Here is a 24647-nt window from a genome sequence, read left to right as displayed (position 1 = left end):
CAGTGAGCCAGACCACCGGCGTGACCGCCACCGCCAGGCCCCGGAGGCGCAGCCCGCTGCTGATGACCGTGATCGTGGTCACCGTGCTGGTGCTCCTCTTCGTGCTTTTCACCAACATCTGGACCGACAAGCTGTGGTTCGATTCGCTCGGTTTCAGCCAGGTGTTCGCGACCACCTTCTGGAGCCGGGTCGGGCTGTTCGTGGTGTTCGGGTTGCTGATGGCCGCGGCCGTGGTCGGTAACACCGCACTCGCCTACCGGATGCGGCCCACCACCCGCAGCGGTCCGATGGCCAGCGAGCTGCTGGAGCGCTATCGAGAGACGATGGAGACGCGGCTGGTCCAGGTGATGATCGGTCTCGGGCTGGTCACCGCGCTGCTCGCCGGGGCGACCGCGGCCACCGAGTTGAGCACCTTCCTGGCCTGGCGCAACCGGACCCCGTTCGGCGTCACCGATCCGCGTTTCGGGCTCGACCTGGCGTTCTATGTCTTCGACTATCCGTGGCGGCGGTTCGTGGTGAGTTTTGCGACCACCCTGTTCGTGTTCTCCACCATCGCCGCGGCGGTGATGCACTACGTGATGGGCGCGCTGCGAGTGGCGCGGACCGAGCGTCGGCGTACCTCGGGCAAGGCGCAGGCCCATCTCTCGGTGCTGGCCGGGCTGACCGTGCTCTGTTTCGCGGTGAACGCATTCCTCGATCGGTACGCCTATCCGATCACGACCAACCGGTTGCTGACCGGCCTGTCCTACACCGACGACCACGCCCGGGTGAACGCGTCCATGGTGGTGGCGGTGATCACCGCCCTGTGCGCGCTGCTGTTCCTGGCCAACGCCTATCTGCGGCGTTGGATGCTGCCGGTGGCGGCGCTGGTGTTGAGCGTGGTGGCAAGCGTGGTGCTGAGCATGCTCTATCCGGCCGGCGTCCAGGCGCTGGAGGTGAATCCGAACGAGCCGGACAAGGAGCGCCCCTACATCCAGCAGCACATCGCCGCCACCCGGGCGGCGTACGGCCTGGACAAGGCCGAGGTGACCGACTATCAGGCCACGAACACGGCGACGGCAGGGCAGCTGCGCACCGATGCCAACGCCCTGCCCGGGATCCGGCTGATCGACCCGGCGGTGGTCGGGCCGACGTTCGAGCGCCTGCAGCAGCTGCGCAACTACTACTCGTTCCCGAACGTGCTCGATGTCGACCGGTACAACCTGGACGGTCAGGAGACCGACACGGTGGTCGCGGTGCGAGAGCTCGATCTGGCCGGATTGCCGGACAAGTCGTGGAACAACCTGCGCACCTCCTACACCCACGGCTACGGCCTGGTGGCGGCGTACGGAAACCGTCGTCAGCCGGGCGGTGAGCCCGACTGGTTGGCCAAGGACATGCCCCCGGTCGGCAAGCTGAGTGAGATGGAACCGCGGATCTATTTCGGCGAGCAGCACCGCGAATACTCGATCGTCGGGGCGCCCGCCGGCTCGGTGCCGCTGGAGATCGACACCCCGACCGGAGGCCCCGACGGGCAGGAGACCAAGACCACCTACAACGGTAAGGGTGGGGTCCCGATCGGCAACTGGGCCTCCAGGCTGATGTATGCCACCCGGTTCGCCGACGCGAACATCGTGCTGTCGCGGCGGGTGAACGATCAGTCGCGGATCATCTACGACCGGACGCCGAAGCAGCGGGTGCAGGCGGCGGCGCCCTGGCTGACGGTGGACTCGAACGCCTATCCGGCGCTGGTGGATGGGCGGATCCTGTGGATCGTGGACGGTTACACCACGACGAACAACTACCCGAACAGCCGCTCGGTGTCGCTGCAGCAGACCACGGCGGACACCCAGACGGTGCAGAACAATGTCGGCCAGACCGACACGCAGGTGAACTATCTGCGCAACTCGGTCAAGGCGACGGTGGACGCCTATGACGGCACCGTGAAGTTGTACGCCTGGGACGAGGCGGATCCGATCCTGAAGACCTGGCGCAAGGCGTTCCCGGGGGCGGTGGTGGATCGGTCGACGATTCCGCCGGCGCTGCTGGATCACCTGCGTTATCCCGACGACCTGTTCAAGGTGCAGCGGGACCTGCTGACGCGCTATCACGTGACCGATCCGCTGGCCTGGTTCCAGCAGAACGACCTGTGGGTGGTGCCGAACGACCCGGTGTCACAGAGCAACCAGAAGGAGAACCCGTATCTGCTGTCGATCCGTTGGCCGGGGGACAAGGATCCGGTGTTCTCGCAGACGTCATCGTTCGTGCCCCGCGGCCGGGACAACCTGGCGGCGTACATGGCGGTGAACGCGGACGCGTCGAGCCCGGAGTTCGGCCGGATGCGGATCCTGCGGATGGAAGGCCCGCCGATCGACGGCCCGAGCCTGAGCTTCAACGCGATGTCCACCAACGAGGCGGTGCGGAGCCGGCTGCTGCCCTATCAGCGGGATCAAGGGTCGGCGCAGGCGATCTATGGCAACCTGCTCACCCTGCCGTTGGGCGGCGGCTTGTTGTACGCCCAGCCGATCTATACCCAGCGCGGCAACGCGCAGGGGTCCTATCCGGTGCTCACGTTCGTGACCGTGCGGTTCGGTGAGAGGGTGGGGATCGGGGAGACCCTGCAGGACGCGCTGAACCAGGTGTTCGCCGGCGACGCGGGGGCCTCCACCGGGGAGCAGGCGGGTGCGACCACGCCCGGCCAGCCGACCGGGAGTCGCCCGCAGGATCTGCCGGCGGTCCGGGCCGCCCTCGACGAGGCCAACCGCGCCTATGGAGCGGCCGGGGAGGCCCTGCGCCGCGGCGACCTGGCCACCTACCAGAAGAAGAACGACGAGGCCCAGGCGGCCGTCAAGCGAGCCCTCGAGTCCATGGGCAACTGACGCTGCGCGGGCACCCCCTTCGCGGGTCGAACGTCACCTCGCGTGATGCCGGTGACACGCGAGGTGATCTTCACCACGCGAGGTGACACCGGGTACGCGAGGTGGAGCGTGGCTGGGGTGGCCCGAGATGGTTCGGATCAGCGCACGGTGATGTCGAAGCCGGCGTCGCGGATCGGGTCACCGAGCGCAGCCGCGTCGCCGACGACGACCAGGGTGAGTGCGGACAGGTCGACGATCTCGGCGTACGCCGCGGTGGCCGATTCGCAGGTGGCGGCTCTGATCCCCGTCAGGTAGTCGTTCATCCACTCCGGGCCGAGGCCCTGCTGGACGAGCAGCGCGGTCTGGTCGGCCAGGCCGTCGGCGGTGGCGTACCGCAGCGGGGCGACCCCGCAGAAGAAGTTCTGCGCGTCCGCCAGTTCCGCGGGGGTGACGGGGTTCGCGCTCAGGTCCATCAGCTGACGCGCCTCGCCCAGCGCGGCGCCCACCACCTCGGTGCGGAAGCTGCCGGTGACGGCATACGTACCGCCCGAGCGCAGCGGGGCCTGCTGCAGATTGACCCCGTAGGTGAAGCCGCGTTCCTCACGCAGCACGCGGTTGAGTCGGCTGAGGAAGGCGCCCCCGACGACGTATCCGCCGACCTGCAGGTCGGGCCACCGCGGATCGGTGCGGTCGATCCCGAACCCGCCGAGGCGGAGGTCGGCCTGCACCGCGCCCGGCCGATCCACCAGCACCGCGGTGGGTGCGGCCGGTCCGACCGGTTCGTGCACCACCGACCGCTGGTCCGGGTTGGCCCAGTCGCCCAGGGCGGCCGCCGCCTGCGGCAGCGGGTCCTCGCTGAAGTCGCCGGCCAGGATCAACGTCGCCCGGGCCGGTCCATAGTGCGCCCGGTGGAACGCCCGCACCGCCTCCGGGGTGATCGCCCGCACGGTCTCGGGTTCGCCCGCGCCCATCCGCTGGGGGCGGCTGCTCGGATCGAGCAGTACGCCGCGGAAGGTGGTCGCCGCGAGTTGGGCGGAGTTGGCGCGGAGCTGGTCGATCTCGGCCAGGCGCAGGGCGACGTGTCGCTCGACGTCCTCGCCGTTCAGCTCCGGCTCGCGAACGGCCTCGGCGAGCAACCGCAGGGCCGCGTCGAGGCGCCCGGCGGGCACGTCCACCATCGCCTGCAGACCCGAGAATCCCTGACTGGCATAGAAGGCCGCGCCCTCGGTCTCCAGCACCTCGGCGAACCGATCACCCGAGTGGGTCGCGGTTCCCTCGTCCAGCACGCGGGAACAGATGGATGCCACGCCCTCGATCGCTCGATCCTCCAGGGTGAGCGGCAGGTCCAGTGCGAGCACCGCGGACACCACCTGCTGGCCGGGGAGGTGGTGCACCAGCACCCGGATTCCGTTGTCCAGCACGGTTTCGGTCGGCCGCGGATAGTGCCACACGGCAGGTGGCCGGACGGCCGGCGGGGTGGTGCTCATCGGGTTTCCTCCTCGGCGCTCGCACTGCTGTCCCGGCGATAGGTCAACGCCGCCCGATGCTCGGGGTCGAGATGTTTGCGCAGGGCCGCTCGCACCTGGTCGGCGGTGACCGCCAGCACCTGCCGGGCGTGGGTGTTGATCCGCTCCGGGTCGTCCAGCAGGGTGGCATTCCCCGACAGCTGGTCGGCCCGGCTTTCCAGCCCGGCCAGGGATTGCAGCCAACCGCGCTCGAACTGTGCCTTGGCCCGCTGCAGTTCCTCGGCGCTCGGGCCGTCGGCAGCGAGCCGGGTCAGTTCGGTCAACAGCGCCTCCTCGACCCGTTCGGGGGGTACGCCGTCGCGACAGCGCGCGGACACGAACCCGAACGAGTTGCCGCCGATCAGCGGCAGTCCGCTGGCCGAGGCCCCGGTGGCGAGCTCGTCGCGGCGTACCAACGCCCGGTGCAACCGGCTCGTCTGGCCACCGCCCAGCACCGACAGCGCCAGGCCGACCGCGTCCTGCTCGAGGTCACCGAGGGCGGGCAGCCGCCAGCTGAGATAGACGGCGTCGGCCGGTACCGCGGCCGACAGTTCGGCGCGGGGGACGCCGGTGAGCGGCGGCAACGGCTCCGCCGGGGGATCGGCCGGGGTCGGCCCGTCGGGGATGTGGCCGAAATATCGTTCGACCAGGGCCACCCCCTCAGCCGGCTCGACGTCGCCGACCAGGCTCAGCACACAATTCCCGGGCAGATAGTGCGTCCGGAAGAAGTGGTGCACATCGTCGAGGGTGGCCGCGTCCAGATCCGCCATCGACCCGATCGTGGTGTGCCCATAGGGGTGGTCGGCCGGGAAAGTGAGCGAGACAAGGCGTTCCATCACATCGCCATAGGGCACGTTGTCGTAGCGCTGGCGCTTCTCCTCCTTGACCACCTCGCGCTGGTTGTCCAGATTCTGCTGGCCGACCGCGTCCAACAGCGTGGCCATCCGGTCGGCCTCCAACCACAGCGCCAACTCCAGCCCGCCGGTGGGCAGCGCCTCGAAATAGTTGGTCCGGTCGAACCAGGTGGTCGCGTTCACCGACGCCCCGGCCGCCTGCAGCAACGCGATGTGCTGACCCGAGGCGACGTTTGCCGAGCCCTGGAACATCAGGTGCTCGAACAGGTGCGCAAAACCGGTACGCCCCGGCTGTTCATGCCGCGACCCCACGTCATACCAGAGATTCACCGCCACCGCGGGTGCGTGGTGGTCGGGGGAGACCAGCACCCGCAGGCCGTTGGCGAGGGAGGCCTGATGGATCGGGTAGGGAGCGGGTTGCTGCGAGTCCGGCATCGGCCCATCACACCACACAGTGTCGAATGCTTGCGCCGCAACTCCCGCCCGGGCGTCAAGTCCGCTGGCTGACGCAACCATCAGGACCTGCGCGCAAGGCGAGCGTGTGTGGGCTCCGACGCGGCTGCGATCCGCACCCGAGCCACCCGCGACGGGGATGACTGGATCATCAACGGCGAGAAGACCTTCATCACCGGTGGCAACGACGCCGACTTCGTGATGGTGTTCGCCGTCACCGATCCCGAGAAGCACAAGGAGGGACGGGTTGGGGAGTCCGTCACCTGCTTCATCGTGGACCGGGATCAGGGCTGGCGCAGCGAATACATCGACACGATGGGGCAGTGGGGCCCGGCCGCCTCCTCGGCGGTGCTCGGTGAGGTCGGCAAGGGTTTCGCGCTGGCGCTGGAGTGGATCGGCTAGGGCCGCTACATGCTTCCCTCGCGGGCACTCGGTGGCTGCGAACGGGTGATCGAGATGGGCACGGAGCACGCCCGCAACCGCAAGACCTTCGGCGTACCGATCGCCGAGCGACAGGCGATCCAGTGGGTGATCGCCGACTCGGCGGTCGAGGTGGAGGTGCTGCGTTGGCTGTGCCTGGTCGCCGCCTGGCAGGTCGACCAGGGCATCGACTCGCGGCAGGCGCAGTCGATGGCGAAGCTCTTCGGTGGGGTGCACGCCAACCGGATCATCACCGGATGCGGCTGGGCTGACCGGTTAATCCCGGGAAAATTGTCGATAGTAGTTGACCGAAGAACGTTCCCGTGATCCGGGAGAGGTCCTAATGTCGGCACTGTGACGGAGGAGCCCCCGAACTCCAATTGGTCCCGCGTCATCGACCGCGGACTTCGTTGGATGTTCGTCGTGCCCATTTCCCTGTGCATGTTCGCCTATATCCAACCGGTGCGGCGCGAGCTCGGCCGGGTGGGGGCGGTGGGTGACCTCGGGCTGGTCCTGCTCGGTCTGGTGCAGGTGGCCGTCGTCATCGGGGCGCTGGTCAGCGCGCCCAGGCAGCCGGTCCGGCTGGCGCATGTGCTCGGGGTCGCCTGTGTGGGGTGCCTGGTGCTGCTGCTCCTCGGTCAGCCGCCCGGGCCCTGGCAGGTCACCTGGTGGCCCACCACTGCCTTCAACGCGGTGTTCTGCTTTCTGCTGGTGTTCGGCGGGCGCTGGCGTTGGCTCTCTGGTGCGACGCTGATGGTCGCGGCCCTCGGCGTACGCCTGATGGCGACCGCCGCGTCGGGGGAGTCGTTGCGTCTCGGGGTGGCCGAGGGGGTCTCGGGCCTGCAACTGGCGTGGACCGTGGTGCTCGCAGTGGAGGCCCTGCGCCGGGTTGGCCTGGCGACCGAGGCGTCGCTCGACGAGCGGCGTCGGGTCCTGATCACCGAGCAGCTGGAACGGGCCCAGGATCGCCAGAACCGTGCGGTGGAGCGATTTCTGCACGATGAGGTGTTGCACGCACTTCGTGCGGTCTCGCGACCCAGGTTGGCCGGCGCCGAGGCAGTGCGCGACCTGGTGAACCGGACGGTCACGCTGCTGGGACAGTCGCGAGACCGCGCCGAGCACGCTCTGGCCGACCGCATCGAAACACTTCGCGCCGAGGTTGCCATCACCATCGAGGTTTCCGGGCGTCCGCCGAATGATCTGCCCGCAGCGGTTGAGGGTGCGCTGGGGACCGCGGTCACCGAGGCGATCCGGAACGCCGATCAGCACTCGGGGGCGGATCGGGTCCGGGTGCGGTGGCTCACAGCAGGGCGCCGGGTCGAGGTGGAGGTCCAGGACTCGGGGCGCGGCTTCGACACCGCAGGAATCACCGTCGGTGGGACTCGCGATTCGATCGCCCAGGCGATGGAGGACGTGGGTGGCTGGTCGGAGATCCGTTCCAGTTCCGCTGGCACCTTGGTTCGCGTGGGGTGGCGCGGCCACTCGCGCGGTGCTGCGGTGCTGCGAGACACCTGGCGGGAGCTGCGGCGAGGCACCGTGATCGCGTCAATCCCCATCCTGGTGGGAAACGTGTGCATGTTCACGCTGCTGTTGCCCGAGCTGGGGGCTTGGGCGTCGGCCGCCGTGGCCGTGGTCGTTGCGTGCCTGATCGGGCTCTGGGCGGGGATCAAGGTGTGGCACGACCAGCCGGGGCCGGCGGTGGCGATCCTGGTTCCGCTCGGCAGCGTGACGGCGCTGTTTCTCAACGTGGCCTCGATTCCTCAGGATCTCGGCAACGGGTTCTACTACTTCATGGCCGGTGGGGTGGTGCCACTGCTGATGCCGCTCGTGGTGGCGTACCCGCTGGTGATCGGTCTCGTGCAGGTCGCGGTTGTCTGGCTGGGGCTCGTGCTCGCCGGAGCCTGGCGGTTCGGCCTGGCCCGCACGCTCACCGACTATGCCGGCGCCGTGACGGCCCCGACCCTGCTGGTGGCGATCCTGATCCTGCGACTGGTCGTCACCGTCCTTGGACGACGCAGCCTGGCCGAGCTCGGCCGATTGGACGAGTCCGAGATCCGAACCCGCGAGCTCGAGGTTCGCAACGCCGTCACCGAGGGGCGATTGCGCCGCGTCGCCGAACGGGTTGGCCCGTTCCTCGACGAGGTGGGTGCTGGGCGGCTGGCGCTGGACGATCCCCAGGTGGGCCGGCGCGCTCGCCAATTCGAGCTCGAGGTGCGTGACGAGGTGCACTTCGGGGGCCCGCCACCTGAGCTGGCGGAGCGGCTGGCCGCCGTGCGCGAGCGTGGTTGGTGGTTGGAGCTGCGGGTCGACCGCGGTGATGTGGTCGCCCAGCAGTCGGGGCTGTTGTCACTGGTCGAGGCGTTCGACCAGGAGCCCTGGAGCGATGACCGCGTGGTGGTCAGCAATCTGGGCGAGTTGGTGGCCGTGCTGCCGGGGCCCTGGCGGGGCCGGCAGCCAGAGGGGGGCCGGGTGCAGTTGGAGACCGGTGACGGGTATACGCGGCTGCTGTCGTGTCCGCCAAATCGATGACTGGGTGAGACGCTGTTGATGGCTGAGGATGCGAAGGTGACCACCCTCCACGACCCGATCCGCGTCGCGGCACTGGACGATCATCCCGTCATCCTGCGCGGGCTGCGTGCACTGGCGGGAGAGCATCCCGACAAGGTCGTGCTGACCCGTGCGGCCGCGCGCGTGAAAGAGTTGATGGCCGACGGTCTGGACGCCGACGTGGTGCTGCTCGACCTGCGGGTGCCCGACCACCCGCACCCGGAGGAGACCGTGCGTACGTTGACCAGACGCGGCATCAAGGTGGTGCTGCACACCGCCCAGGTGCAGCCGGTGCCGATCCGGGTGGCGATGGCGGCCGGTGCGGTCGGGCTGGTGCTCAAGTCCGACGATGAGGACGCCGTGCTGGAGGCGATCGAGCTGGCGGCCGCGGGCGAGTACGCTGTGACCGGAGAATTGGCGTACCTGCTCGCCAACGATCCGAAGCTGGTCGCCGATCTCGCCCCGCGCGAGGTCGAGGTGCTGCGGTTGCTGGCCCAGGGGGTGCCGAAGAAGGCGATCGGGCGGCACATGACCGGCAAGGTGATCACCTTGGCGACGGTCAACACCTACTTCTCCCGGATCGCCCGGAAGTACGCCGCGCTGCACCGTCCGGTCGGCGACGCACTCGGTGCCGTTCGCGAGGCGCAGCGGGACGGTCATCTCGACCTGGCCGCCGACGAGGAGGATTGGATCCGTCGGCTGAACTGATCTGTTCGCGGTGCAGGGCGCGAGTGGACTATTCGCGCCCTGCCGTGCGATGGCTGCGCCCAGCCTGGGACATCGGCGGTGTGGTTCAGACCAGAGCGTGTCACGACGGTCGTGGGGCGTTCGGTCAGCGGATCGTGAACGCGTCGTCGTCGAGGCCTGGGCCACACACTGCGTCACCATCCTCGCCTGTCGGCAGACATCGAGAACGCCGGTCGCGACCGCCATGAGCTGAAGGGCGAGTGGCGTCAAGGGGAGCGCCGGAGGCCTCGCTCGAACCGGCGTTGTGGGAAGGTGCCGGAAGCGATGCACCGGTCAGGCCCGGGCAACTGCCCGGGTCTGGCCGCTCGCGAACTGAACGTAGTCGTCTCGCGTGGCCTCTCGGATCGCCATCAGTTCGCCGGTCGAGGTGGCCAGGCGTGCCAGGGACCAGGTGGCTCAGCTCGCCTTACCGGACAGGGCGGAACGCCGCCTCATGTGGAAGGGCCCGCAGCCCCGACTGCGGGCCCTTCACACCCCCCGATTCAGTGCACTTCCGTGATCACGTGGTGCGCAACCTGATGGCTCCATGTTGAACCACCCTGGACTGGCTGTCCTGTCCTCGAAATGCCTGACACCGATGGGTCCGAAGAACAGCTGGTCTGTCAGAGGTCGACGGTGTCGTTGTCCCCGACGTCGGGGCGCTGGCCGGTGACGCGGGCCTTGACCATGCTGAACAGGGTGGCTGCCTTGCCGGGGGAGTCCCAATATTCCGCGGACTCGCTGTGCACCCGGATCAGCACCACCTTCGGGTCCTCGGGCTCGCACTGGAACCAGGCCTGTGCGAAGTCGTTCCACAACTCACGGTTCTTGGCCGGGTCGTGCACGATGTCGGCGGTGCCGGAGAGGGACACCCAGGCGCCCTGCCTGGTGTACGCGAGGTTGACCCGGGGATCGGCCTGCAGCTCCCGCACCTTTTCGGAGCCATCCTCGGCGAACAGCCACACGTCGCCGTCGAACTCGGTCTGTTGGGTGGCCATCGGCCGCGACACCAGCTGTCCCTGGGCGTTCCGATTGGTGAGCATCGCGGTGTGCTGGTCCTTGATCAGCTCATGCACCCGGGCGGTGGCCTCGGTATCGACATCGTGATGGGTGTGCTCGGTCATGCTGTCCTCCTGTTGGTTGGACCTGCGGAAGGGGAGCGGTGCCGACCCAGGCGACTGCTGGTCGACCCTGATGACGACCATACCGGGCTGCCTGGCTGCCCTTCCGTCCGTGTGTCCTGTCCAGCAGGCAAAGCAAAAGGCCCCTGACCAGATGTTGGATCCGGTCAGAGGCCTCTCGCCTTTGGTAGCGGGGAGATTATCTGCAAATCCCTGCCAACAGATCAGTCGATCCTCACTGGCGCGTAAAAGAGCGGGCCATGGCGGAGGTGAGGCGTCGATTATGAGTCACAGATTGTTGGCTGAGATCGAGCCAGGCTGCCGGCACTACGCGCGTGACTGCGCCGAGCTCGCGCGTGAGGCCCTGCCGGAACGCGGCCCCGTCGCCTCCGACGGTTGGTGGCTCGAACGACAAGGCACAGGTGCCAACAAGAAGCAATCGCTGTGGCTCGTAGCTCGACTGGGCGAGGAGATCATCGCAACCATCGCCACCGTGCCGCTTCCGGAAGCGCAGTCGCAGGCCGTTTGGTACATCGACGAGATCGCAACACGTGAGGAGTACCGCCGCCGCTCGGTCGGGCGGGTACTACTGGAATCCGTCCTTGAGAACGCAATCAGCGCCGGGGTCGACTGCGTCGTTGGTGAGTCACCGCAAGAAGTTGCGCCCTATTTTCTGGATCAGCGGTTCGCCCTAACGATGGCGGACTTGACTTTACGAACCCCCTCTACCGACGAACCTGTGCAACTCATCCGGCGATTCGGTGGCGTCTGGATATGGCGTCCGCTCCGCAACAACGGATTGATCGTCCCCATCTTAGGGTGATCGTTGCAGCGAGGCCCCGCTGGGAACATCTCCATGTTACGCCCCGCGAACGCGGACACACCAAAGTGGCAGGAAGAACAGTAGGGGGACGATTCGAACCCGCGACTGGACCGAAGGACGACAGGCTCACGGAGCTCAAAGGCGTCACAAGCGAATCTGGCTCTTCCCAGATGAGGGTGTAGGTCGGCCGGGCGCGTCGGTCCGCAGGTAGACGTCGAGATCTCCCGACGATGGAGGTTCCTACGCCATCCATCTGAAAGACCTCGACGTGGCCGACGCTACCCCGCCGGCCGGCTTCGGCCGCCCTGACCTGACCGCCTTCGCGTCTTATCCCAATCGGCTCTGATCGGGTCTGCTGATCCTCTCAACGAGAAGGCAGCGACATCACAGCCACCCAACCCCGACCGTCCGGGAAGCCGGGACACGTCACATGGCCTGTGCTGCGGGCGTGTCGAGTGGGTCGTCCAGGGGCGACGCAGGAGCGTCGACGCGACGTGCTGAGAGGTGGTTCTATGGCATTGTCGACGACGGGTGAAACCTATGCAGGAAACGACGGGCGAAAACTGAGCAGCCCGGAGGAACCTGTCAGGGGTGATCACTGTGGAGGACTGGGCCGAGATCCGTCGGCTGCACCGTGCTGAGGGCCTTTCGAAGGCCGCCATCGCCCGCCATCTGGGCATCTCCCGCAATACCGTCGCCGCCGCGCTCAAGTCCGACCGGCCACCCCAGTACCACCGCCCACCGTCCGGGTCGCTGGTCGACCCGTTCGAGACACAGATCCGCCAACTCCTCGCGCAGTACCCGACGATGCCCGCGACCGTGATCGCCGAACGCATCGGCTGGGGCCACTCCATGACCATCCTCAAGGACCGCATCCGCATCCTGCGCCCGTACTTCCAGCCACCAGACCCCACCGACCGGATCACCTACCAGCCCGGCGAACTCGCCCAGTGCGACCTGTGGTTCCCCGCCACACCCATCCCCGTCGGCCACGGCACCGAACGGATCCTGCCGGTGCTGACCATGACCTGCGGCTACTCCCGCCACACCAGCGCGGTGATGATCTGTTCCCGCAAGGCCGGCGACATCCTGGCCGGCATGTGGCACATCCTCACCCAGTGGGGGCGCGTCCCGCGAACGCTGGTGTGGGATCGGGAAGCCGCGATCGGCGGCACCGGCAAACCCTCGGCCGAGGCCGCCGCGTTCACCGGCACGCTGGGTGTCCGCCTCCACCTCGCCCCGCCCCGCGACCCGGAGTTCAAGGGCCTGGTCGAACGCCGCAACGGCTACCTCGAAACGTCCTTCCTGCCCGGCCGGGTCTTCACCAGCCCCGCCGACTTCAACACCCAGATCACCGACTGGCTGGCCACCCACGCCAACCAGCGCCGTATCCGCGCCCTCGGGGCCAGCCCCACCGAACGCTGGACCACGGATCGGGCCGAGATGCTCGACCTGCCACCCTTGCCGCCCGTCGTGGGTCTGCACCACCGAGTCCGCCTCGCCCGCGACTACTACATCCGTGTCGACGGCAACGACTACTCCGCGGACCCGCGCGCGATCGGCCGGTTCGTGACCGCGACCACCACCGGCGACCAGGTCCGGATCCTGTGTGACGACGCCCTGGTCGGGCTCCACACCCGCTGCTGGGCGACGGGCCAGACGATCACCGACCCCGCCCACCAGCGCATCGCCCACGACCTGCGCCACGCCTACAACCAGCGCGCCCGCCACACCCCGACCACCCGCGCCCACGACGACGGACACGTCGTCGCGATCCGCGCCCTGCCCGACTACGACGCCCTGTTCGGCGTCGACTTCCACACCCACCAAGGAGCCTCATGACCAGCAAGACCACCGCCCCGAACACCCAGCCCACCACCACCACCACCACGGGCTTCACAGCGTCTACCAGTCAGGACGGGGAACGGATCGCCTCCCAGCTCGCCTTCCTCACCCGCGTGCTCAAGATGCCCACCATCGCCAAGACCTGGTCCGAGATCGCCGACCAGGCCCGCGACCTGGGCTGGTCCCACGAGCAATACCTCGCCGCCGTCCTCGAACGCCAAGCCGCCGACCGGGAAGCCGCCGGCACCATGATGCGGATCCGCACCGCCCACTTCCCAGCCATGAAGACCCTCGAGGACTTCAACTACGACCACCTCCCGTCCCTACGCCGCGACCTGCTCGCCCACCTCGCCACCTCCACCTACGTGTCGAAGGCCGAGAACGTGGTCTTGCTCGGGCCGCCCGGCATCGGCAAGACCCACCTCGCGATCGGCCTGGGGATCAAGGCCGCGCAAAACGGCCACAGCGTCCTGTTCGACACCGCCAGCGCCTGGATCAGCCGACTCCAGACCGCCCATCAGGCAGGGCAACTCGACGCCGAACTCAAGAAGATCAAGCGGTACCGCCTGGTCATCGTCGACGAGGTCGGCTACCTGCCCTTCGACGCCGACGCAGCCAACCTGTTCTTCCAACTCGTCGCGTCCCGCTACGAACAAGGCTCCATCATCGTCACCAGCAACCTGCCCTTCGGCCGCTGGGGCGAAACCTTCTCCGACGACGTCATCGCCGCCGCCATGATCGACCGCCTCGTCCACCACGCCGAAGTCCTCGCCCTCTCAGGCGAGTCCTACCGCACCCGCGCCCGCCGAGAACTCCTCACCAAAGACCGCAACAACTAGGGGCAGAGAAGAAGATGCGTGGCTGGGGGCACCCCGCCTCGCGCCAGGGCTCACCCATCAACACGTCAGCCGCTGCTGTACTATTCAGCACATGCTGACCATTGCTTCGCGTCTTGACGCCCTGAACCGCATCGGACGGGCCCTGGCTGACCCCACCAGAGCGCGCATCCTGTTGAGCCTGCTGGATGCGCCCTCGTATCCCGCCGAACTCGCCCAGAGTCTGGACCTGACCCGGTCGAACGTGTCGAACCATCTGGCCTGCCTGCGTGACTGCGGCATTGTCGTGGCCGAGATGCAGGGGCGCAAGGTCCGCTACGACATCGCCGATCATCACCTGCGCGACGCTCTCACTTCGCTGGTCGAGGTGACACTGGCCGTGAACGACGCCGCACCCTGTCTCGATCCGGCCTGCAGCGATAGCGCCTGCCGGGAGGTCCGCTGATGTTGGCCACCATGATCCAGGCCGTCGGCCTGTTCGTCGCGACCAACATCGACGACGTCATCGTGTTGTCGCTGTTCTTCGCTCGTGGCGCTGGCCGCGCAGGAACCACGCGACGCATCGTCGTGGGTCAGTACCTGGGATTCCTGGGCATCCTTGGCGCGGCTCTCCTGATTACTTGGGGCGCGAGCCTGGCCCTGCCGGAATCCGCCATCCCCTACTTCGGTCTGATCCCCCTGCTCTTGGGGCTTCGCGCCGCGTGGGAGGCATGGCAGGGCGAGGACGATGACGAGCTCGATGACCGCAAGAAGGTCGCGCCGTTGACCGTCGCGGCTGTGACCTTCGCCAATGGCGGGGACAACATCGGTGTCTACGTCCCCGTCTTCCTCAGTGTCAGTCCAGCCAGCATCCTGACCTACTGCGCAGTCTTCCTGCTGTTCGTCGCAGTCCTCGTGGCCATTGCGAAGTTCGTGGCCACCCGGCCGGGCATCGACGAGGCCCTCGAGAAGTCCGAACACATCCTGTTCCCACTCGTCCTGATCATCTTGGGCGTCGTGATCCTTGTCCAAGGAGGCGCTTTTGGCCTGTGATCTCAGTCGGACGGCGCCCGGACCTGCTCAGTTTTCAGGCGTCGATTCCTGCTCACTTTTCGGCCGTCGTTGACAGGCATGGCGATAGGTCAGGAACGGCGTCGCCCCCTGCGCAGGAGGGAGCGCAGAGTCTCGGCGTTCGCGTAGCCGACCCGTAGCGCGATGTCGGCGGAGGTGAGGTCCGTGGTTGCTGAGAGGTGCCGAGCTCGTTCGATGCGAAGCCGTTGGACGAAGCCGAGCGGAGTGAGGTTGAGCGCCGCACGGACTCGTCGTTCGAGGGTGCGCCGGCTGGTGCCGAGCGACTGCGCGACGAAGGCGACGTTGAACGGTTCGTCCAGGCGGGAGCGCACGAAGCGTTCGAACTCGACGACGATCGGGTCATCGTGCCGGAGATGTTCGTAGGCGACGAAGGCCGCCTGCGACGGACGCTCGTCGATGATGAGGAGCTTGGCGACATGTTGGGCCAGGTCGGGGCTGATCGATCGCACGAGTGAGAGCGCGAGGTCGATGTGGGCGAACGCGGCGCCGGCGGTGACGAGGTTCCCGTCGACCACGACCATGGTGTCGAGATCGAGGGCGACGGTCGGATAGCGCTTCAGGAACTCCGGCCCCAGGAACCAGCTGGTCGTCGCCCGCCGATGATCCATCCGTCCGGTCTCGGCGACAGCGAACACGCCGGTGCACGCCGCGGCGATCCGGGTGGTCGCCTCGTCGAGGCGCCCGAGCGAGGCGATGACCGAACGAACATCTCGGCTCTGTAGGGCGTCGTTGGTAGCGGCGGCAGTGAGGGTTCCAAGCGCAGGGACGACGACCACGTCGAACTCTGCGGACTCCGACAGCGGGTGGCCCACCGACAGGGTCATCGATGCCGTCGTGGTCACTGTCCGTTTCGGTCCGAGGATGGCGAGTTCGATCGGGTCGATCCGCGGGTCGACATCGCCGCGGGCTCCGTCGGCCACCCGCACGATGTCGATGACCGACGCGACAGCCGAACCGAAGCAGCCGTCGATCGCGATCAGTCCGATACGCATGGCGCAAACAATAGCAATACTGCCGTATACGCCACTTCTCACATGCCCTTGCTCGTCCTAGGCTGAACTTGCTTCACCGGGAAACCTCGACACCTAGGAGAACCCCTCATGTCCACACCCGCATCACTTCCGTATGCCTTCGTCGCCAAGATCGTCGCGGCCGATGGACAGCACGACGCGCTCGCCGATCTGCTCGCCGGCGCTGTCGCGCTCGCCAACGAAGAAGTAGGAACGATTGTCTGGTTCGCGGTCAGGACCCACGCCGACACTTTCTGGATCTTCGATGCATTCCCCGACGAGGCCGCTCGCGACGCCCACGCCAACGGCGCCATCGTCGCAGCCCTGACGGACAATCAGCACCTCCTCGGCGCAGCACCCGAGATCATGGCGGCCGACGTCCTCGCGTCCAAGCTCCCGTAGTCCGCCAACGCACGTCCGCAACGCGAACACAACACGAGCGCTGTCGGTCACAAACTCAACAGGCAAACCAACGGGCGGCTCTGGAGCGGCTCGAGCCACAGAGCGCACGCCACATCCGAAGGAGCAATTGATGCCATCTATTCCTACATTGTCGTTGGACGACGCCAAACGTGTCATCGCGGCAGCAGAAGCTGAATCCAGCACGCAGGGTCAGCCCAGTAACATCGCCGTCGTCGATGCCGGCGGCAATCTCGTCGCTCACGTACGGATGGACGGAGCGTGGCTGGGCAGCATCGACATCTCGATCAACAAGGCTTTCACGGCCCGAGCGTTCGACACAGCCACCAAAGACCTCGGCGACCTCGCCCAACCCGGTGAGCAGTTCTACGGCATCAACGCCTCCAACGACGGTCGGGTGATGATCTTCGCCGGTGGCATCCCGCTCGAGCGCGACGGCCAGGTCGTCGGCGCCGTCGGCGTCAGCGGAGGAACCGGCGTCCAAGACCAGGCCGTCGCCGAAGCCGCCGCCAGCGCCTTCTGAGAACGACCCGCACCGAACCCGGCCCCCGGCCGGCACGGGGCTGGATGCGTGCGTCGTCGACGTAGACGGTCACGGCTCGGACCTGACGGCCAACCAGCACCTCCTCAGCGCAGCACCCGAGATCATGGCGGCCGACGTCCTCGCGTCCAAGCTCCCGTAGTCCGCCAACGCACGAGACGATCGCGCCCCTCCGAGCCGTAGCCAGGTCGCGACGCAACGCCACGCTGCGTTGCCGAGCGGTGCGAGGCCTATCGACACACGGACAGGATGCCGGCCGCGAGGGGTCCGTCGCAGAGGAGAGCGACGTCGGTGTCGGGCAGAGCCGTGAGGCCAGCGCATCGCGCGACCACCAGACCGGAACAGCCCCTGCCCTGCGTTTCCGCAGGTCAGGGGCTGTTCGCCGGAGCCCCCTGTGGGAATCGAACCGACGACCTCATCACGTCGGCTTTGCGTCTATCGCTTGATGTGCCCACTGGGCGAACGAGCCGCTGACCTGCGCAAACGCCAAGCCTGGGGGACGCCGCCATCCGGTGGTGACCGACGACGACCGACCAGTACCGACCGTTTCACCGGAGCTTGCGGCGGCGTCGAAGCCGAGCAAGCTCCATTCCTTTAGCTCACCGCGCCCTCCTCCTCGCCGGTCCCGTCGTCGTCGAAGACGTTTCAGGGGTCTTCTGAGACGACGGTGTAGGTCGGCCGGGCGCGTCGGTCCGCAGCTCGCGATCCACGGGCACCGTGGGTTCAGGGACGACCCGCTCTACGTCGCGCGAGTCGTGCGGCATCCTTGCGCGAAATGCGCTCGTCCGGGTCATAGGCCACGGGGTCCTCCATCACTTCGCGTCACCCCTGTGCAGAAGCGACGCCACCGGCAGGTCAGGAACGCTTGCTGCTGGCTTCGAGGCTGCGTTCCGTGATCGCACCGTGCAGACCTGTGCCAGCGAAGGCAGGTTGCCCGCAGAACGGCCGCGAGTGGGGAGGGTGGCGCCAGGCGGCGCGGGTCGAAACTGCATGGGCAGCAGATGGCAGGTGCCTGCCCTGGCATGCAATGGAAGTGGTGGCAGATGCACGAAGTCCCCCTGGCAATGTGCCAGAGGGACTTCGTGCGAAGACACTGAGCGCATCTTCATCTGGTAGCGGGGACAGGATTTGAACCTGCGACCTCTGGGTTATGAGCCCAGCGAGCTACCGAGCTGCTCCACCCCGCGTCGTTGTGCTTGGGCTACACTACACGGGCTGATCGAGGATTCAAAATCGACCCTTCGACTCGCTCGTTCCTCGCGGCTCCTGAGCAAGGAGCGCCAGCGACGAGTCGTAGGGCGCTTAGGGGGTGGGGTGGCCCTTCGACTCGCTCGTTCCTCGCTCGCTCAGGGAGCGTGGGGTTCAGTCCATCTCGGGGATCAGTTCGCGGGCGTCGGCGTACGAGACACCGCTGAGCTGCACCAGGTCGACCATGATCGAACGCATCTGGGCGAGCAGCACCACCGCCGACAGCGAGTTCGTCATCCGCAGGTGTGAGCTGCGCTCGCCGAGCACTTCCATCCGCTCCTGGATCCCCTCGGGCAGGCGCCGGGCCTGCAGTTCGCCGGCGCACCAGGTCATCTGCTCGGCCAGGTCACCCATCAACGACAGGTACGCCGGCGGGATGGTTTCGCCGCGATAGAGCGCCACGGCGCTGCGTCGGGCCAGCACGCGCAGGTTGCGGCTCATCCGGTCCAGCGGGTCGACGATCGCCGACAGTTCCTCCAGGTGTGGCAGATTTCCCCGCGCGAACGGAGACAGCCGCACCACGGCCAGCCCCTCGTCGACCGCGTCGTTCAACCGCTCCAACCCGCCCTCGCTCAAACGGGCCCGGGTGAGCACCCGGTCCCCGGCCTCCGGGTCCCCGTCGGTGAGCGCGTCGCGGATCTCGGTCAGGGTGCCGGCCGCCTCGCGCAGCACCTCGGCGGCCAGCTGCCGCGGCCGGGTCAGCGGCGAGGTCGGGGCGATCGTGGTCACCAGCAGCGCCAGCGCACATCCGACCAGGGCGGTCAGCCAGCGACCCAACCCCTGCTCGGCGCCCGGCAGCAGGGTCATCACGATGATCGACTGCACGCCGGCCTGGGTGATCATCAGGTTCTTCGCGCCGACCCACGTGGCCACCGACATCGCCAGCAGTACGACCAGCACGATCTGCCACACCCCGGTGCCGAAGAAGTGCACGAACAGGTCGCCGAAGAACACCCCCAGCGCCACCCCGGCGGCCACCTCGGCGGCCCGGCTGAGTCGCTGGCCGAAGCTGGACCCGATGGTGATCACCGCGGCGACCGGCGCGAACACCGGCAGCGGGTCGCCGATCAGCTTCTGCGACACCCACCAGGCGGCCCCGGCGGTCACCGCGCACTGGCAGATCATGAACAGTCGGTTCCGCCACCGTTCCACCCGGCGCCGCTGGGAGTCGCGGCCGCGGCGTACCGAACGCTCGCTGAAGTCGAACGCCCGAAGCGCCAGCCGCTGCCAGGAGAACTGAACCATAACGACATCATCCCGGTGCGCCGAGTTGCCTTCCACCCGGGCACCTGCTGGCTAGAGTGATGACCACGCAGACCCAGCCCAGGGCTGGTCCGGAAGGAGCCGAAGATGTCGCACCGCACACCCGGCCGGGTGACAGTTGTCCTGCTGACGCTGTTGGCCCTGCTGGTGACCGGATGCTCGGGTCAGTCGCAGGGTGGCCAGGGGGCCGGCGGCAAGACGCTGATCGTCGGGGCAACGGCGCAGCCGCCCACCATGGACCCGACCGCCAACGACGCCGCGGCCATCCCGCAGGTGCTGTTGTACAACGTCTACGAGACCCTGGTGAAAGTCGACAGCGAGGGCAAGCTCAAGCCGCTGCTGGCGCAGAAGTGGGACGTCTCGCCGGACAACCTGACCTACACCTTCAACCTCGATCCGGGCGCCAAGTTCGCCTCCGGTCGCCCGGTGGCGGCCAAGGACGTGGTGTGGAGCATCAACCGGATCAAGACCGGCAACGCCACCGCCACCCTGAAGAAGCAGCTCTCGGTGGTGGAGCAGGCCACCGCGGTCGATGAGCACACGCTCAAGGTGAAGCTGACCCAACCCTCCAACCTGTGGCTGTGGGACATGTCGTCGACCGCCGGCATGGTCTATGACTCCGAGGCCAACGCGGACCTGGCCAGCAAGACCGCCGGTTCTGGGCCCTTCCAGCTGAAGGAGTGGCTCCAGGGGGTGTCGGTCACCCTGGGCAAGAACACCGACTACTGGGGTACGCCGGCCCGCTTCGACGAGGTCACCATCCGCTATTTCTCCGATCCGAACGCCATGAACGCGGCGATGCTGTCCGGTGAGCTGGACATCATCTCCAACCTGCAGGCACCGGCCGCGCTGCCGCAGTTCAACGACCCGTCCCGGTTCACCGTGATCGAGGGCACGACCAATGGCGAGGTCGTGCTGTCGATGAACAACACCTCGCCGGGGCTGAACAACCCGAAGGTGCGTCAGGCGATCCGCCATGCGATCGACCGCAAGGGCCTGCGCGACACGGTCTGGGCCGGCAAGGGTGTGCTGATCGGGGCCATGGTGCCGCCGACCGACCCCTGGTATGAGGATCGCACCGGCGACTTCGCCTACGACCCCGCCAAGGCGAAGGCGCTGCTCGCCGAGGCCGGCGTACAGAATCTCAAGCTGAGGTTGCGATTGCCGACACTGCCGTACGCCACCACGGCCGGTCAGTTCGTCGCCTCCCAGCTCAAGGAGGTCGGCATCGAGGCCACCATCGACCAGCTCGAGTTCCCGGCCCGCTGGGTGGACACCGTGCTGACCAAGGGCGATTACGACATGTCGATCGTCTCCCACGTGGAGGCCCGCGACATCGTCCGCTTCGCCAACCCGCAGTATTACTTCCACTACAACAATCCCGAGTTCCAGCGCCTGGTGACCGAGGCCGACATGGGGCCGGCGGCCGAGCAGGCGCCGAAGCTCAAGGAGGCGGCGAAGCTGATGTCGACCGACGCCGCCGCGGACTGGTTGTTCCTGCTGCCCAACCTGGTGATCACCAAGCCGACGATCACCGGGGTGGCCAAGAACGCGACCACGCTGAGCTTCGACCTGACCACCATCGCCTCCCGCTAGGCCTGCTCGGGGATGACTGTGGCGCTGCGCGTCCTGCGCCGGCTGGGGGTGTTCGTCGCCTCGTTGTTGGTCGCGTCGGTGCTGATTTTTCTCGTCTGTGCGGCACTTCCGGGTGATGTGGCCCAGGTGATGTTGGGCGCCAACGCCGACCCGCGGGCGGTCGAGGCGATGCGGGAGCGGCTCGGGCTGAACCGTCCGTTGCCGGTGCGCTATCTGGAGTGGGTCGGCGGGATGCTGACCGGTGACTTCGGCACCTCGCTGCTCTCGCGGCGCCCGGTGGTCGATCAGATCGCGGCGAAGCTCGGGGTCACCCTGTGGCTGGTCGGGTTGGCGATGCTGGTCGCGATCCTGCTGGCCGTCCCGATCGGCATGTTCGCCGCGGTCCGGCGGCGCCACATCGACGGGTATGCCGCCTCCGCACTTTCCCAGGTGGGGTTGGCGATCCCGGCGTTCTGGGCCGGGATCATGGCGACCTATCTGTTCGCGGTGAAGCTGCGCTGGTTGCCGCCGAACGGCTATGTCCCGCTGACCCAGGACCCGGGGCGTTGGGCCTCGCACCTGGTGCTGCCGGTGCTGGCGTTGGCGGTGGTGCAGGCGTCGGTGCTGGTGCGCTATGTGCGCTCGGCGATCATCGAGGTGCTCAGCGAGGACTACTACCGCACGGCGCGGGCCATCGGTTGGCGTCAGATGCCGGCATTGTTCCGGCACGGGCTGCGCAACGCTTCGCTGTCGGTGGTGACCGTGCTCGGCCTGCAGCTGGCCACCCTGCTGGTCGGCGCGATCGTGATCGAGTCGGTGTTCGCCCTGCCCGGGTTGGGATCGCTGCTGCTGCTGGCCGTGTCGCAGCGCGACCTGGTGCTGGTGCAGGGGACCGTGATGCTGCTGGTCTTCGCCGTGCTGGTGATCAACGCCCTGGTCGACCTGTCCTATCTGGTGCTGGATCCGCGGCTGCGGGGCAACCGGTGAAGCGCGCGGGGCTCTACACCGGCGTGGTGCTGGTCGGGCTGGTGGTGCTCACCGCCCTGATCGCGCTGGTCTGGATGCCGTTCGACCCGACCCGGGTGGATCCGCGGGTGAGCCTGGCCAAGCCGAGCTGGCTGCACCCGCTGGGCGCCAACTTCGTCGGGATCGACAACCTGTCGATGCTGATGGCCGGTGCCCGGGTCTGTCTGCTGGTGGGGGTGATCGCGGTCAGCGTGGCCGCGCTGATCGGCGTACCCCTGGGGATCCTGGCCGGTTCCGCCAAGGGATGGCTCGGCGAACTGCTGCTGCGCGGCGCCGACGTGTTGTATGCGTTTCCGGCGCTGCTGCTGGCGATCCTGCTGGCGGCGGCGTTCGGCGGATCCACCTGGACGGCGATGACCGCGATCGGGATCGCCACCATCCCGGCCTTCGTCCGGGTGTCGCGGGCGGCCACGCTGTCGGTGATGAGCAGCGACTACGTGCTCGCGGCACGCTCGGCGGGGACGAGCTGGCTGGGGGTGGCGACCCGGCACGTGCTGCCCAACATCGCCCCGGTGATCGGGGTGCAGGCGTCGGTCTCCTTCGGTATCGCGATCCTGGCCGAGGCGGCGCTCTCCTATCTGGGACTGGGTACGCCGCCGCCCACCCCGACCTGGGGGCGGATGCTGCGCGAGGCGCAGACCTATCTGCCGATCGACCCGCTGCAGGCGCTGTGGCCGGGTCTGGCGATCGCCGGGGCGGTGCTGGGGTTCAACCTGCTCGGCGACGGCCTGCGTGACCTGCTCGACCCGCGGTTGAAGGAGGTGCGCTGATGGGGCCGGACAACCCGTTGGTCGAGCTGACCGACCTCCGCGTGGCCTTCGGCGGGCGGGAGGTGCTGCACGGTATCGACCTCACCATTGGGCGCGGCAGCCGGGTCGGGCTGATCGGCGAATCCGGGTCGGGCAAGTCGGTGACCGCACTCGCGCTGATGGGGTTGCTGCCGGAGACCGCGGAGGTGAGCGGGTCGATCCGCTTCGGCGGTGAGGAGCTCGCCCGGCGCCCCGACCGGGTGGTGGCGCCGCTGCGCGGGGACCGGATGACGATGGTGTTCCAGGAGCCGATGACCGCGCTGGACCCGACCATGCGGATCGGCCGGCAGGTGGCCGAGGTGTGGGAGCTGCACCGTGCCCGGGTGCGCGGCGGCCGGACCAGGGAGCGGGTGCTGGAGATGCTCACCGCGGTGGGCCTGCCCGATCCGCCACGGATCGCGCACTCCTTCCCGCACCAGCTCTCCGGCGGGCAGCGGCAACGGGTGGTGCTGGCGATGGCGTTGATCAATCAGCCCGAGCTGGTGATCTGTGACGAACCGACCACCGCGCTCGACGTGACCGTGCAGGCGAAGGTGCTGCGGTTGCTGGGCAGTGCACTGGACGAGGTGGGTGCGGCCTGCCTGTTCATCAGCCACGACCTGGCCGTGGTCGCCCAGGTGTGTGACGAGGTGGCGGTGATGCTGGACGGGGAGGTCGTCGAGCGGGGGCGTACCGAGCAGGTGCTGGCCGACCCGCAGCACGGCTATACCCGCGGGTTGCTGGCCACCGCGCGGATGGAGGACGTCGAGCCGGGCACCCGGCTGCCGGTGGTGGCCGACTTCTTCGACCGCGACGCCGAGGTCGGAGGCTCGCGATGAGCGGGCCGGTGTTCGAGGTGGAGCACGTGTCGCGGGTGTTCTCCGGGGCGCGGAAGGTCACCGCGGTCGACAACGTCAGCCTGAGCGTCGCGCCGGGGGAGCGGCTGGGCATCGTGGGAGAGTCGGGCTCGGGCAAGTCGACGCTGATCCGGATGATGGCGGCGCTCGACCGTCCCACCAGCGGGACGATCCGGCTGCACGGCAAGGACATCGCGCTTCCCGAATCCCGGTTGGGATTCCTGCGTTCGGCGGTCCAGCTGGTGTTCCAGGACCCGCGTTCCTCGCTGAACCCGCGGATGCGGGTGGCCGATGTGATCACCGAGCCGCTGCGCTCGCGGCTGCTGCGTACCCGCGACGACGTGCCGGCCGACCGGAGCCGGCGGTTGGCCGAGGTACTGGAGGCGGTCGGGCTGCCGGCCGACTCGGGGCGCCGCTATCCGCACGAGTTCTCCGGGGGGCAGCGGCAGCGGATCGCGATCGCCCGTGCCCTGGCGCCCAACCCGGAGGTGCTGATCGCCGACGAGGCGGTGTCGGCGCTGGACGTGTCGGTGCGCGCGCAGGTGCTGAACCTGCTGAACGAGCTGGTCGCCAACTTCGGGCTCACCCTGATCTTCGTCAGCCACGACCTGAACGTGATCCGGCACACCTGCGACACCGTGCTGGTCCTGCGGCAGGGGCAGGTGGTCGAGCGGGGGCGTACCGCCGAGGTCTACGCCAACCCCCAGGCCGACTACACCCGGGAGTTGCTCGCCGCCGTCCCCCGGCTCCCCGGCTGACCCCCCATCCCGCTCACGCTTATCGGTCAATTGTCCCGCGCACCCAATTGGGAGCGCGGGACAATTGACCGATAAGCGTGAGCGGGATGGGGCGGGGAAGGGGCAGCGGACGGGGAGGTGAGG

The 24647-nt window shown here is 68.0% G+C and carries 22 protein-coding genes and 1 tRNA gene; 17 read left to right on the top strand and 6 right to left on the bottom strand.

What is annotated here, in order from left to right; genetic code table 11:
• The first annotated feature begins 2 nt into the window (after positions 1 to 2).
• Positions 3 to 2858: a UPF0182 family membrane protein gene (locus CGZ93_RS13515; protein WP_229117448.1), complete on the top strand. Its 2856-nt coding sequence runs from the start codon at positions 3 to 5 to the stop codon at positions 2856 to 2858.
• Between the two features lie 137 nt (positions 2859 to 2995).
• Here the strand turns inward: CGZ93_RS13515 and CGZ93_RS13510 are convergent, their stop codons facing one another.
• Both CGZ93_RS13510 and CGZ93_RS13505 read right to left on the bottom strand, forming a co-directional pair.
• Entirely contained in the window at positions 2996 to 4324 is a 1329-nt protein-coding gene (locus tag CGZ93_RS13510; RefSeq protein ID WP_094364667.1) for a M16 family metallopeptidase, read from the bottom strand.
• Positions 4321 to 5631: a M16 family metallopeptidase gene (locus CGZ93_RS13505; RefSeq protein WP_094364666.1), complete on the bottom strand. Its 1311-nt coding sequence runs from the start codon at positions 5629 to 5631 to the stop codon at positions 4321 to 4323. Before CGZ93_RS13505 ends, CGZ93_RS13510 begins: the two co-directional genes overlap by 4 nt.
• A gap of 108 nt (positions 5632 to 5739) precedes the next feature.
• Between CGZ93_RS13505 and CGZ93_RS19535 the strand changes: the two genes are divergently transcribed.
• The 4 genes from CGZ93_RS19535 to CGZ93_RS13490 all read left to right on the top strand — a co-directional run bounded on the left by CGZ93_RS19535 (position 5740) and on the right by CGZ93_RS13490 (position 9324).
• The gene (locus CGZ93_RS19535; RefSeq protein WP_229117447.1) at positions 5740 to 6051 is read left to right on the top strand and encodes an acyl-CoA dehydrogenase family protein; all 312 of its coding nucleotides are present in this window, start codon (positions 5740 to 5742) and stop codon (positions 6049 to 6051) included.
• 9 nt (positions 6052 to 6060) lie between these two features.
• Positions 6061 to 6396 (top strand): acyl-CoA dehydrogenase family protein, encoded by a 336-nt coding sequence (locus tag CGZ93_RS19530; RefSeq protein WP_229117446.1) that lies wholly within the window; start codon positions 6061 to 6063, stop codon positions 6394 to 6396.
• 96 nt (positions 6397 to 6492) lie between these two features.
• Positions 6493 to 8598, top strand: coding sequence for a sensor histidine kinase (locus CGZ93_RS13495; RefSeq protein WP_141211214.1), 2106 nt, complete (start codon positions 6493 to 6495; stop codon positions 8596 to 8598).
• Between the two features lie 36 nt (positions 8599 to 8634).
• The gene (locus CGZ93_RS13490; protein ID WP_176451764.1) at positions 8635 to 9324 is read left to right on the top strand and encodes a response regulator; all 690 of its coding nucleotides are present in this window, start codon (positions 8635 to 8637) and stop codon (positions 9322 to 9324) included.
• A gap of 641 nt (positions 9325 to 9965) precedes the next feature.
• Here CGZ93_RS13490 and CGZ93_RS13485 read toward each other — a convergent pair.
• The gene (locus CGZ93_RS13485; RefSeq protein ID WP_094364663.1) at positions 9966 to 10466 is read right to left on the bottom strand and encodes a pyridoxamine 5'-phosphate oxidase family protein; all 501 of its coding nucleotides are present in this window, start codon (positions 10464 to 10466) and stop codon (positions 9966 to 9968) included.
• A gap of 295 nt (positions 10467 to 10761) precedes the next feature.
• Here CGZ93_RS13485 and CGZ93_RS19010 point away from each other — a divergent pair, with 295 nt between their 5' ends.
• The 5 genes from CGZ93_RS19010 to CGZ93_RS13455 all read left to right on the top strand — a co-directional run bounded on the left by CGZ93_RS19010 (position 10762) and on the right by CGZ93_RS13455 (position 14999).
• On the top strand, positions 10762 to 11286 hold the full coding sequence (locus CGZ93_RS19010; RefSeq protein WP_176451763.1) for a GNAT family N-acetyltransferase: 525 nt from the start codon (positions 10762 to 10764) through the stop codon (positions 11284 to 11286).
• A gap of 591 nt (positions 11287 to 11877) precedes the next feature.
• A complete protein-coding gene (gene istA / locus CGZ93_RS13470; RefSeq protein WP_141211213.1) occupies positions 11878 to 13128 on the top strand; it encodes an IS21 family transposase in 1251 nt (416 codons plus the stop codon).
• Positions 13125 to 13970 carry an IS21-like element helper ATPase IstB gene (gene istB, locus CGZ93_RS13465; RefSeq protein WP_094364660.1) on the top strand — a complete coding sequence of 282 codons (846 nt, stop codon included), beginning with the start codon at positions 13125 to 13127 and terminating at the stop codon, positions 13968 to 13970. Before istA ends, istB begins: the two co-directional genes overlap by 4 nt.
• A gap of 91 nt (positions 13971 to 14061) precedes the next feature.
• On the top strand, positions 14062 to 14412 hold the full coding sequence (gene cmtR / locus CGZ93_RS13460) for a Cd(II)/Pb(II)-sensing metalloregulatory transcriptional regulator CmtR (RefSeq protein ID WP_094364659.1): 351 nt from the start codon (positions 14062 to 14064) through the stop codon (positions 14410 to 14412).
• Between the two features lie 11 nt (positions 14413 to 14423).
• Complete coding sequence (locus CGZ93_RS13455; protein WP_407643950.1) at positions 14424 to 14999, top strand: cadmium resistance transporter; 576 nt, start codon at positions 14424 to 14426, stop codon at positions 14997 to 14999.
• 89 nt (positions 15000 to 15088) lie between these two features.
• Here CGZ93_RS13455 and CGZ93_RS13450 read toward each other — a convergent pair whose 3' ends face one another.
• Positions 15089 to 16030, bottom strand: a complete 942-nt coding sequence (locus CGZ93_RS13450; protein ID WP_094364657.1) for a GlxA family transcriptional regulator — start codon at positions 16028 to 16030, stop codon at positions 15089 to 15091.
• Positions 16031 to 16138: 108 nt separating this feature from the next.
• Between CGZ93_RS13450 and CGZ93_RS13445 the strand changes: the two genes are divergently transcribed.
• Positions 16139 to 16450 carry a putative quinol monooxygenase gene (locus tag CGZ93_RS13445; RefSeq protein WP_050670096.1) on the top strand — a complete coding sequence of 104 codons (312 nt, stop codon included), beginning with the start codon at positions 16139 to 16141 and terminating at the stop codon, positions 16448 to 16450.
• A 154-nt stretch (positions 16451 to 16604) separates the two neighbouring features.
• Positions 16605 to 16991: a GlcG/HbpS family heme-binding protein gene (locus CGZ93_RS13440; RefSeq protein ID WP_229117445.1), complete on the top strand. Its 387-nt coding sequence runs from the start codon at positions 16605 to 16607 to the stop codon at positions 16989 to 16991.
• Between the two features lie 1128 nt (positions 16992 to 18119).
• On the opposite strand, the gene CGZ93_RS13435 is transcribed toward CGZ93_RS13440, so the two are convergent.
• Both CGZ93_RS13435 and CGZ93_RS13430 read right to left on the bottom strand, forming a co-directional pair.
• Positions 18120 to 18196: transfer RNA gene (locus tag CGZ93_RS13435), tRNA-Met, on the bottom strand.
• 175 nt (positions 18197 to 18371) lie between these two features.
• On the bottom strand, positions 18372 to 19502 hold the full coding sequence (locus CGZ93_RS13430) for an FUSC family protein (protein WP_094364656.1): 1131 nt from the start codon (positions 19500 to 19502) through the stop codon (positions 18372 to 18374).
• Positions 19503 to 19607: 105 nt separating this feature from the next.
• On the opposite strand from CGZ93_RS13430, the gene CGZ93_RS13425 reads away from it, so the two are divergent.
• The 5 genes from CGZ93_RS13425 to CGZ93_RS13405 are packed head-to-tail and all read left to right on the top strand — an operon-like array spanning position 19608 to position 24524.
• Positions 19608 to 21116 (top strand): ABC transporter substrate-binding protein, encoded by a 1509-nt coding sequence (locus tag CGZ93_RS13425; protein ID WP_094364655.1) that lies wholly within the window; start codon positions 19608 to 19610, stop codon positions 21114 to 21116.
• 12 nt (positions 21117 to 21128) lie between these two features.
• The gene (locus tag CGZ93_RS13420) at positions 21129 to 22082 is read left to right on the top strand and encodes an ABC transporter permease (RefSeq protein ID WP_094364654.1); all 954 of its coding nucleotides are present in this window, start codon (positions 21129 to 21131) and stop codon (positions 22080 to 22082) included.
• Complete coding sequence (locus CGZ93_RS13415) at positions 22079 to 22891, top strand: ABC transporter permease (RefSeq protein ID WP_229117444.1); 813 nt, start codon at positions 22079 to 22081, stop codon at positions 22889 to 22891. The genes CGZ93_RS13420 and CGZ93_RS13415 overlap by 4 nt, the downstream gene beginning before the upstream one ends.
• Positions 22891 to 23748: an ABC transporter ATP-binding protein gene (locus CGZ93_RS13410; protein WP_094364653.1), complete on the top strand. Its 858-nt coding sequence runs from the start codon at positions 22891 to 22893 to the stop codon at positions 23746 to 23748. The genes CGZ93_RS13415 and CGZ93_RS13410 overlap by 1 nt, the downstream gene beginning before the upstream one ends.
• On the top strand, positions 23745 to 24524 hold the full coding sequence (locus tag CGZ93_RS13405) for an ABC transporter ATP-binding protein (protein ID WP_094364652.1): 780 nt from the start codon (positions 23745 to 23747) through the stop codon (positions 24522 to 24524). Before CGZ93_RS13410 ends, CGZ93_RS13405 begins: the two co-directional genes overlap by 4 nt.
• The last annotated feature ends 123 nt before the right edge of the window (positions 24525 to 24647 follow it).

The organism is Enemella dayhoffiae (assembly GCF_002250625.1).
Classification (GTDB): Bacteria; Actinomycetota; Actinomycetes; order Propionibacteriales; family Propionibacteriaceae; genus Enemella; species Enemella dayhoffiae.
This window is presented reverse-complemented; position numbering and strand designations above follow the sequence as displayed.

Excerpts from the sequence above, each read along its gene's own strand:
- CGZ93_RS13510 (WP_094364667.1), bottom strand. The coding sequence starts at position 4,324 with ATGAGCACCACCCCGCCGGCCGTCCGGCCACCTGCCGTGTGGCACTAT.
- CGZ93_RS13505 (WP_094364666.1), bottom strand. The coding sequence starts at position 5,631 with ATGCCGGACTCGCAGCAACCCGCTCCCTACCCGATCCATCAGGCCTCC.
- CGZ93_RS19530 (WP_229117446.1), top strand. The coding sequence starts at position 6,061 with ATGCTTCCCTCGCGGGCACTCGGTGGCTGCGAACGGGTGATCGAGATG.
- CGZ93_RS13485 (WP_094364663.1), bottom strand. The coding sequence starts at position 10,466 with ATGACCGAGCACACCCATCACGATGTCGATACCGAGGCCACCGCCCGG.
- istB (WP_094364660.1), top strand. The coding sequence starts at position 13,125 with ATGACCAGCAAGACCACCGCCCCGAACACCCAGCCCACCACCACCACC.
- cmtR (WP_094364659.1), top strand. The coding sequence starts at position 14,062 with ATGCTGACCATTGCTTCGCGTCTTGACGCCCTGAACCGCATCGGACGG.
- CGZ93_RS13455 (WP_407643950.1), top strand. The coding sequence starts at position 14,424 with ATGATCCAGGCCGTCGGCCTGTTCGTCGCGACCAACATCGACGACGTC.
- CGZ93_RS13450 (WP_094364657.1), bottom strand. The coding sequence starts at position 16,030 with ATGCGTATCGGACTGATCGCGATCGACGGCTGCTTCGGTTCGGCTGTC.
- CGZ93_RS13445 (WP_050670096.1), top strand. The coding sequence starts at position 16,139 with ATGTCCACACCCGCATCACTTCCGTATGCCTTCGTCGCCAAGATCGTC.
- CGZ93_RS13430 (WP_094364656.1), bottom strand. The coding sequence starts at position 19,502 with ATGGTTCAGTTCTCCTGGCAGCGGCTGGCGCTTCGGGCGTTCGACTTC.
- CGZ93_RS13425 (WP_094364655.1), top strand. The coding sequence starts at position 19,608 with ATGTCGCACCGCACACCCGGCCGGGTGACAGTTGTCCTGCTGACGCTG.
- CGZ93_RS13420 (WP_094364654.1), top strand. The coding sequence starts at position 21,129 with ATGACTGTGGCGCTGCGCGTCCTGCGCCGGCTGGGGGTGTTCGTCGCC.
- CGZ93_RS13410 (WP_094364653.1), top strand. The coding sequence starts at position 22,891 with ATGGGGCCGGACAACCCGTTGGTCGAGCTGACCGACCTCCGCGTGGCC.
- CGZ93_RS13405 (WP_094364652.1), top strand. The coding sequence starts at position 23,745 with ATGAGCGGGCCGGTGTTCGAGGTGGAGCACGTGTCGCGGGTGTTCTCC.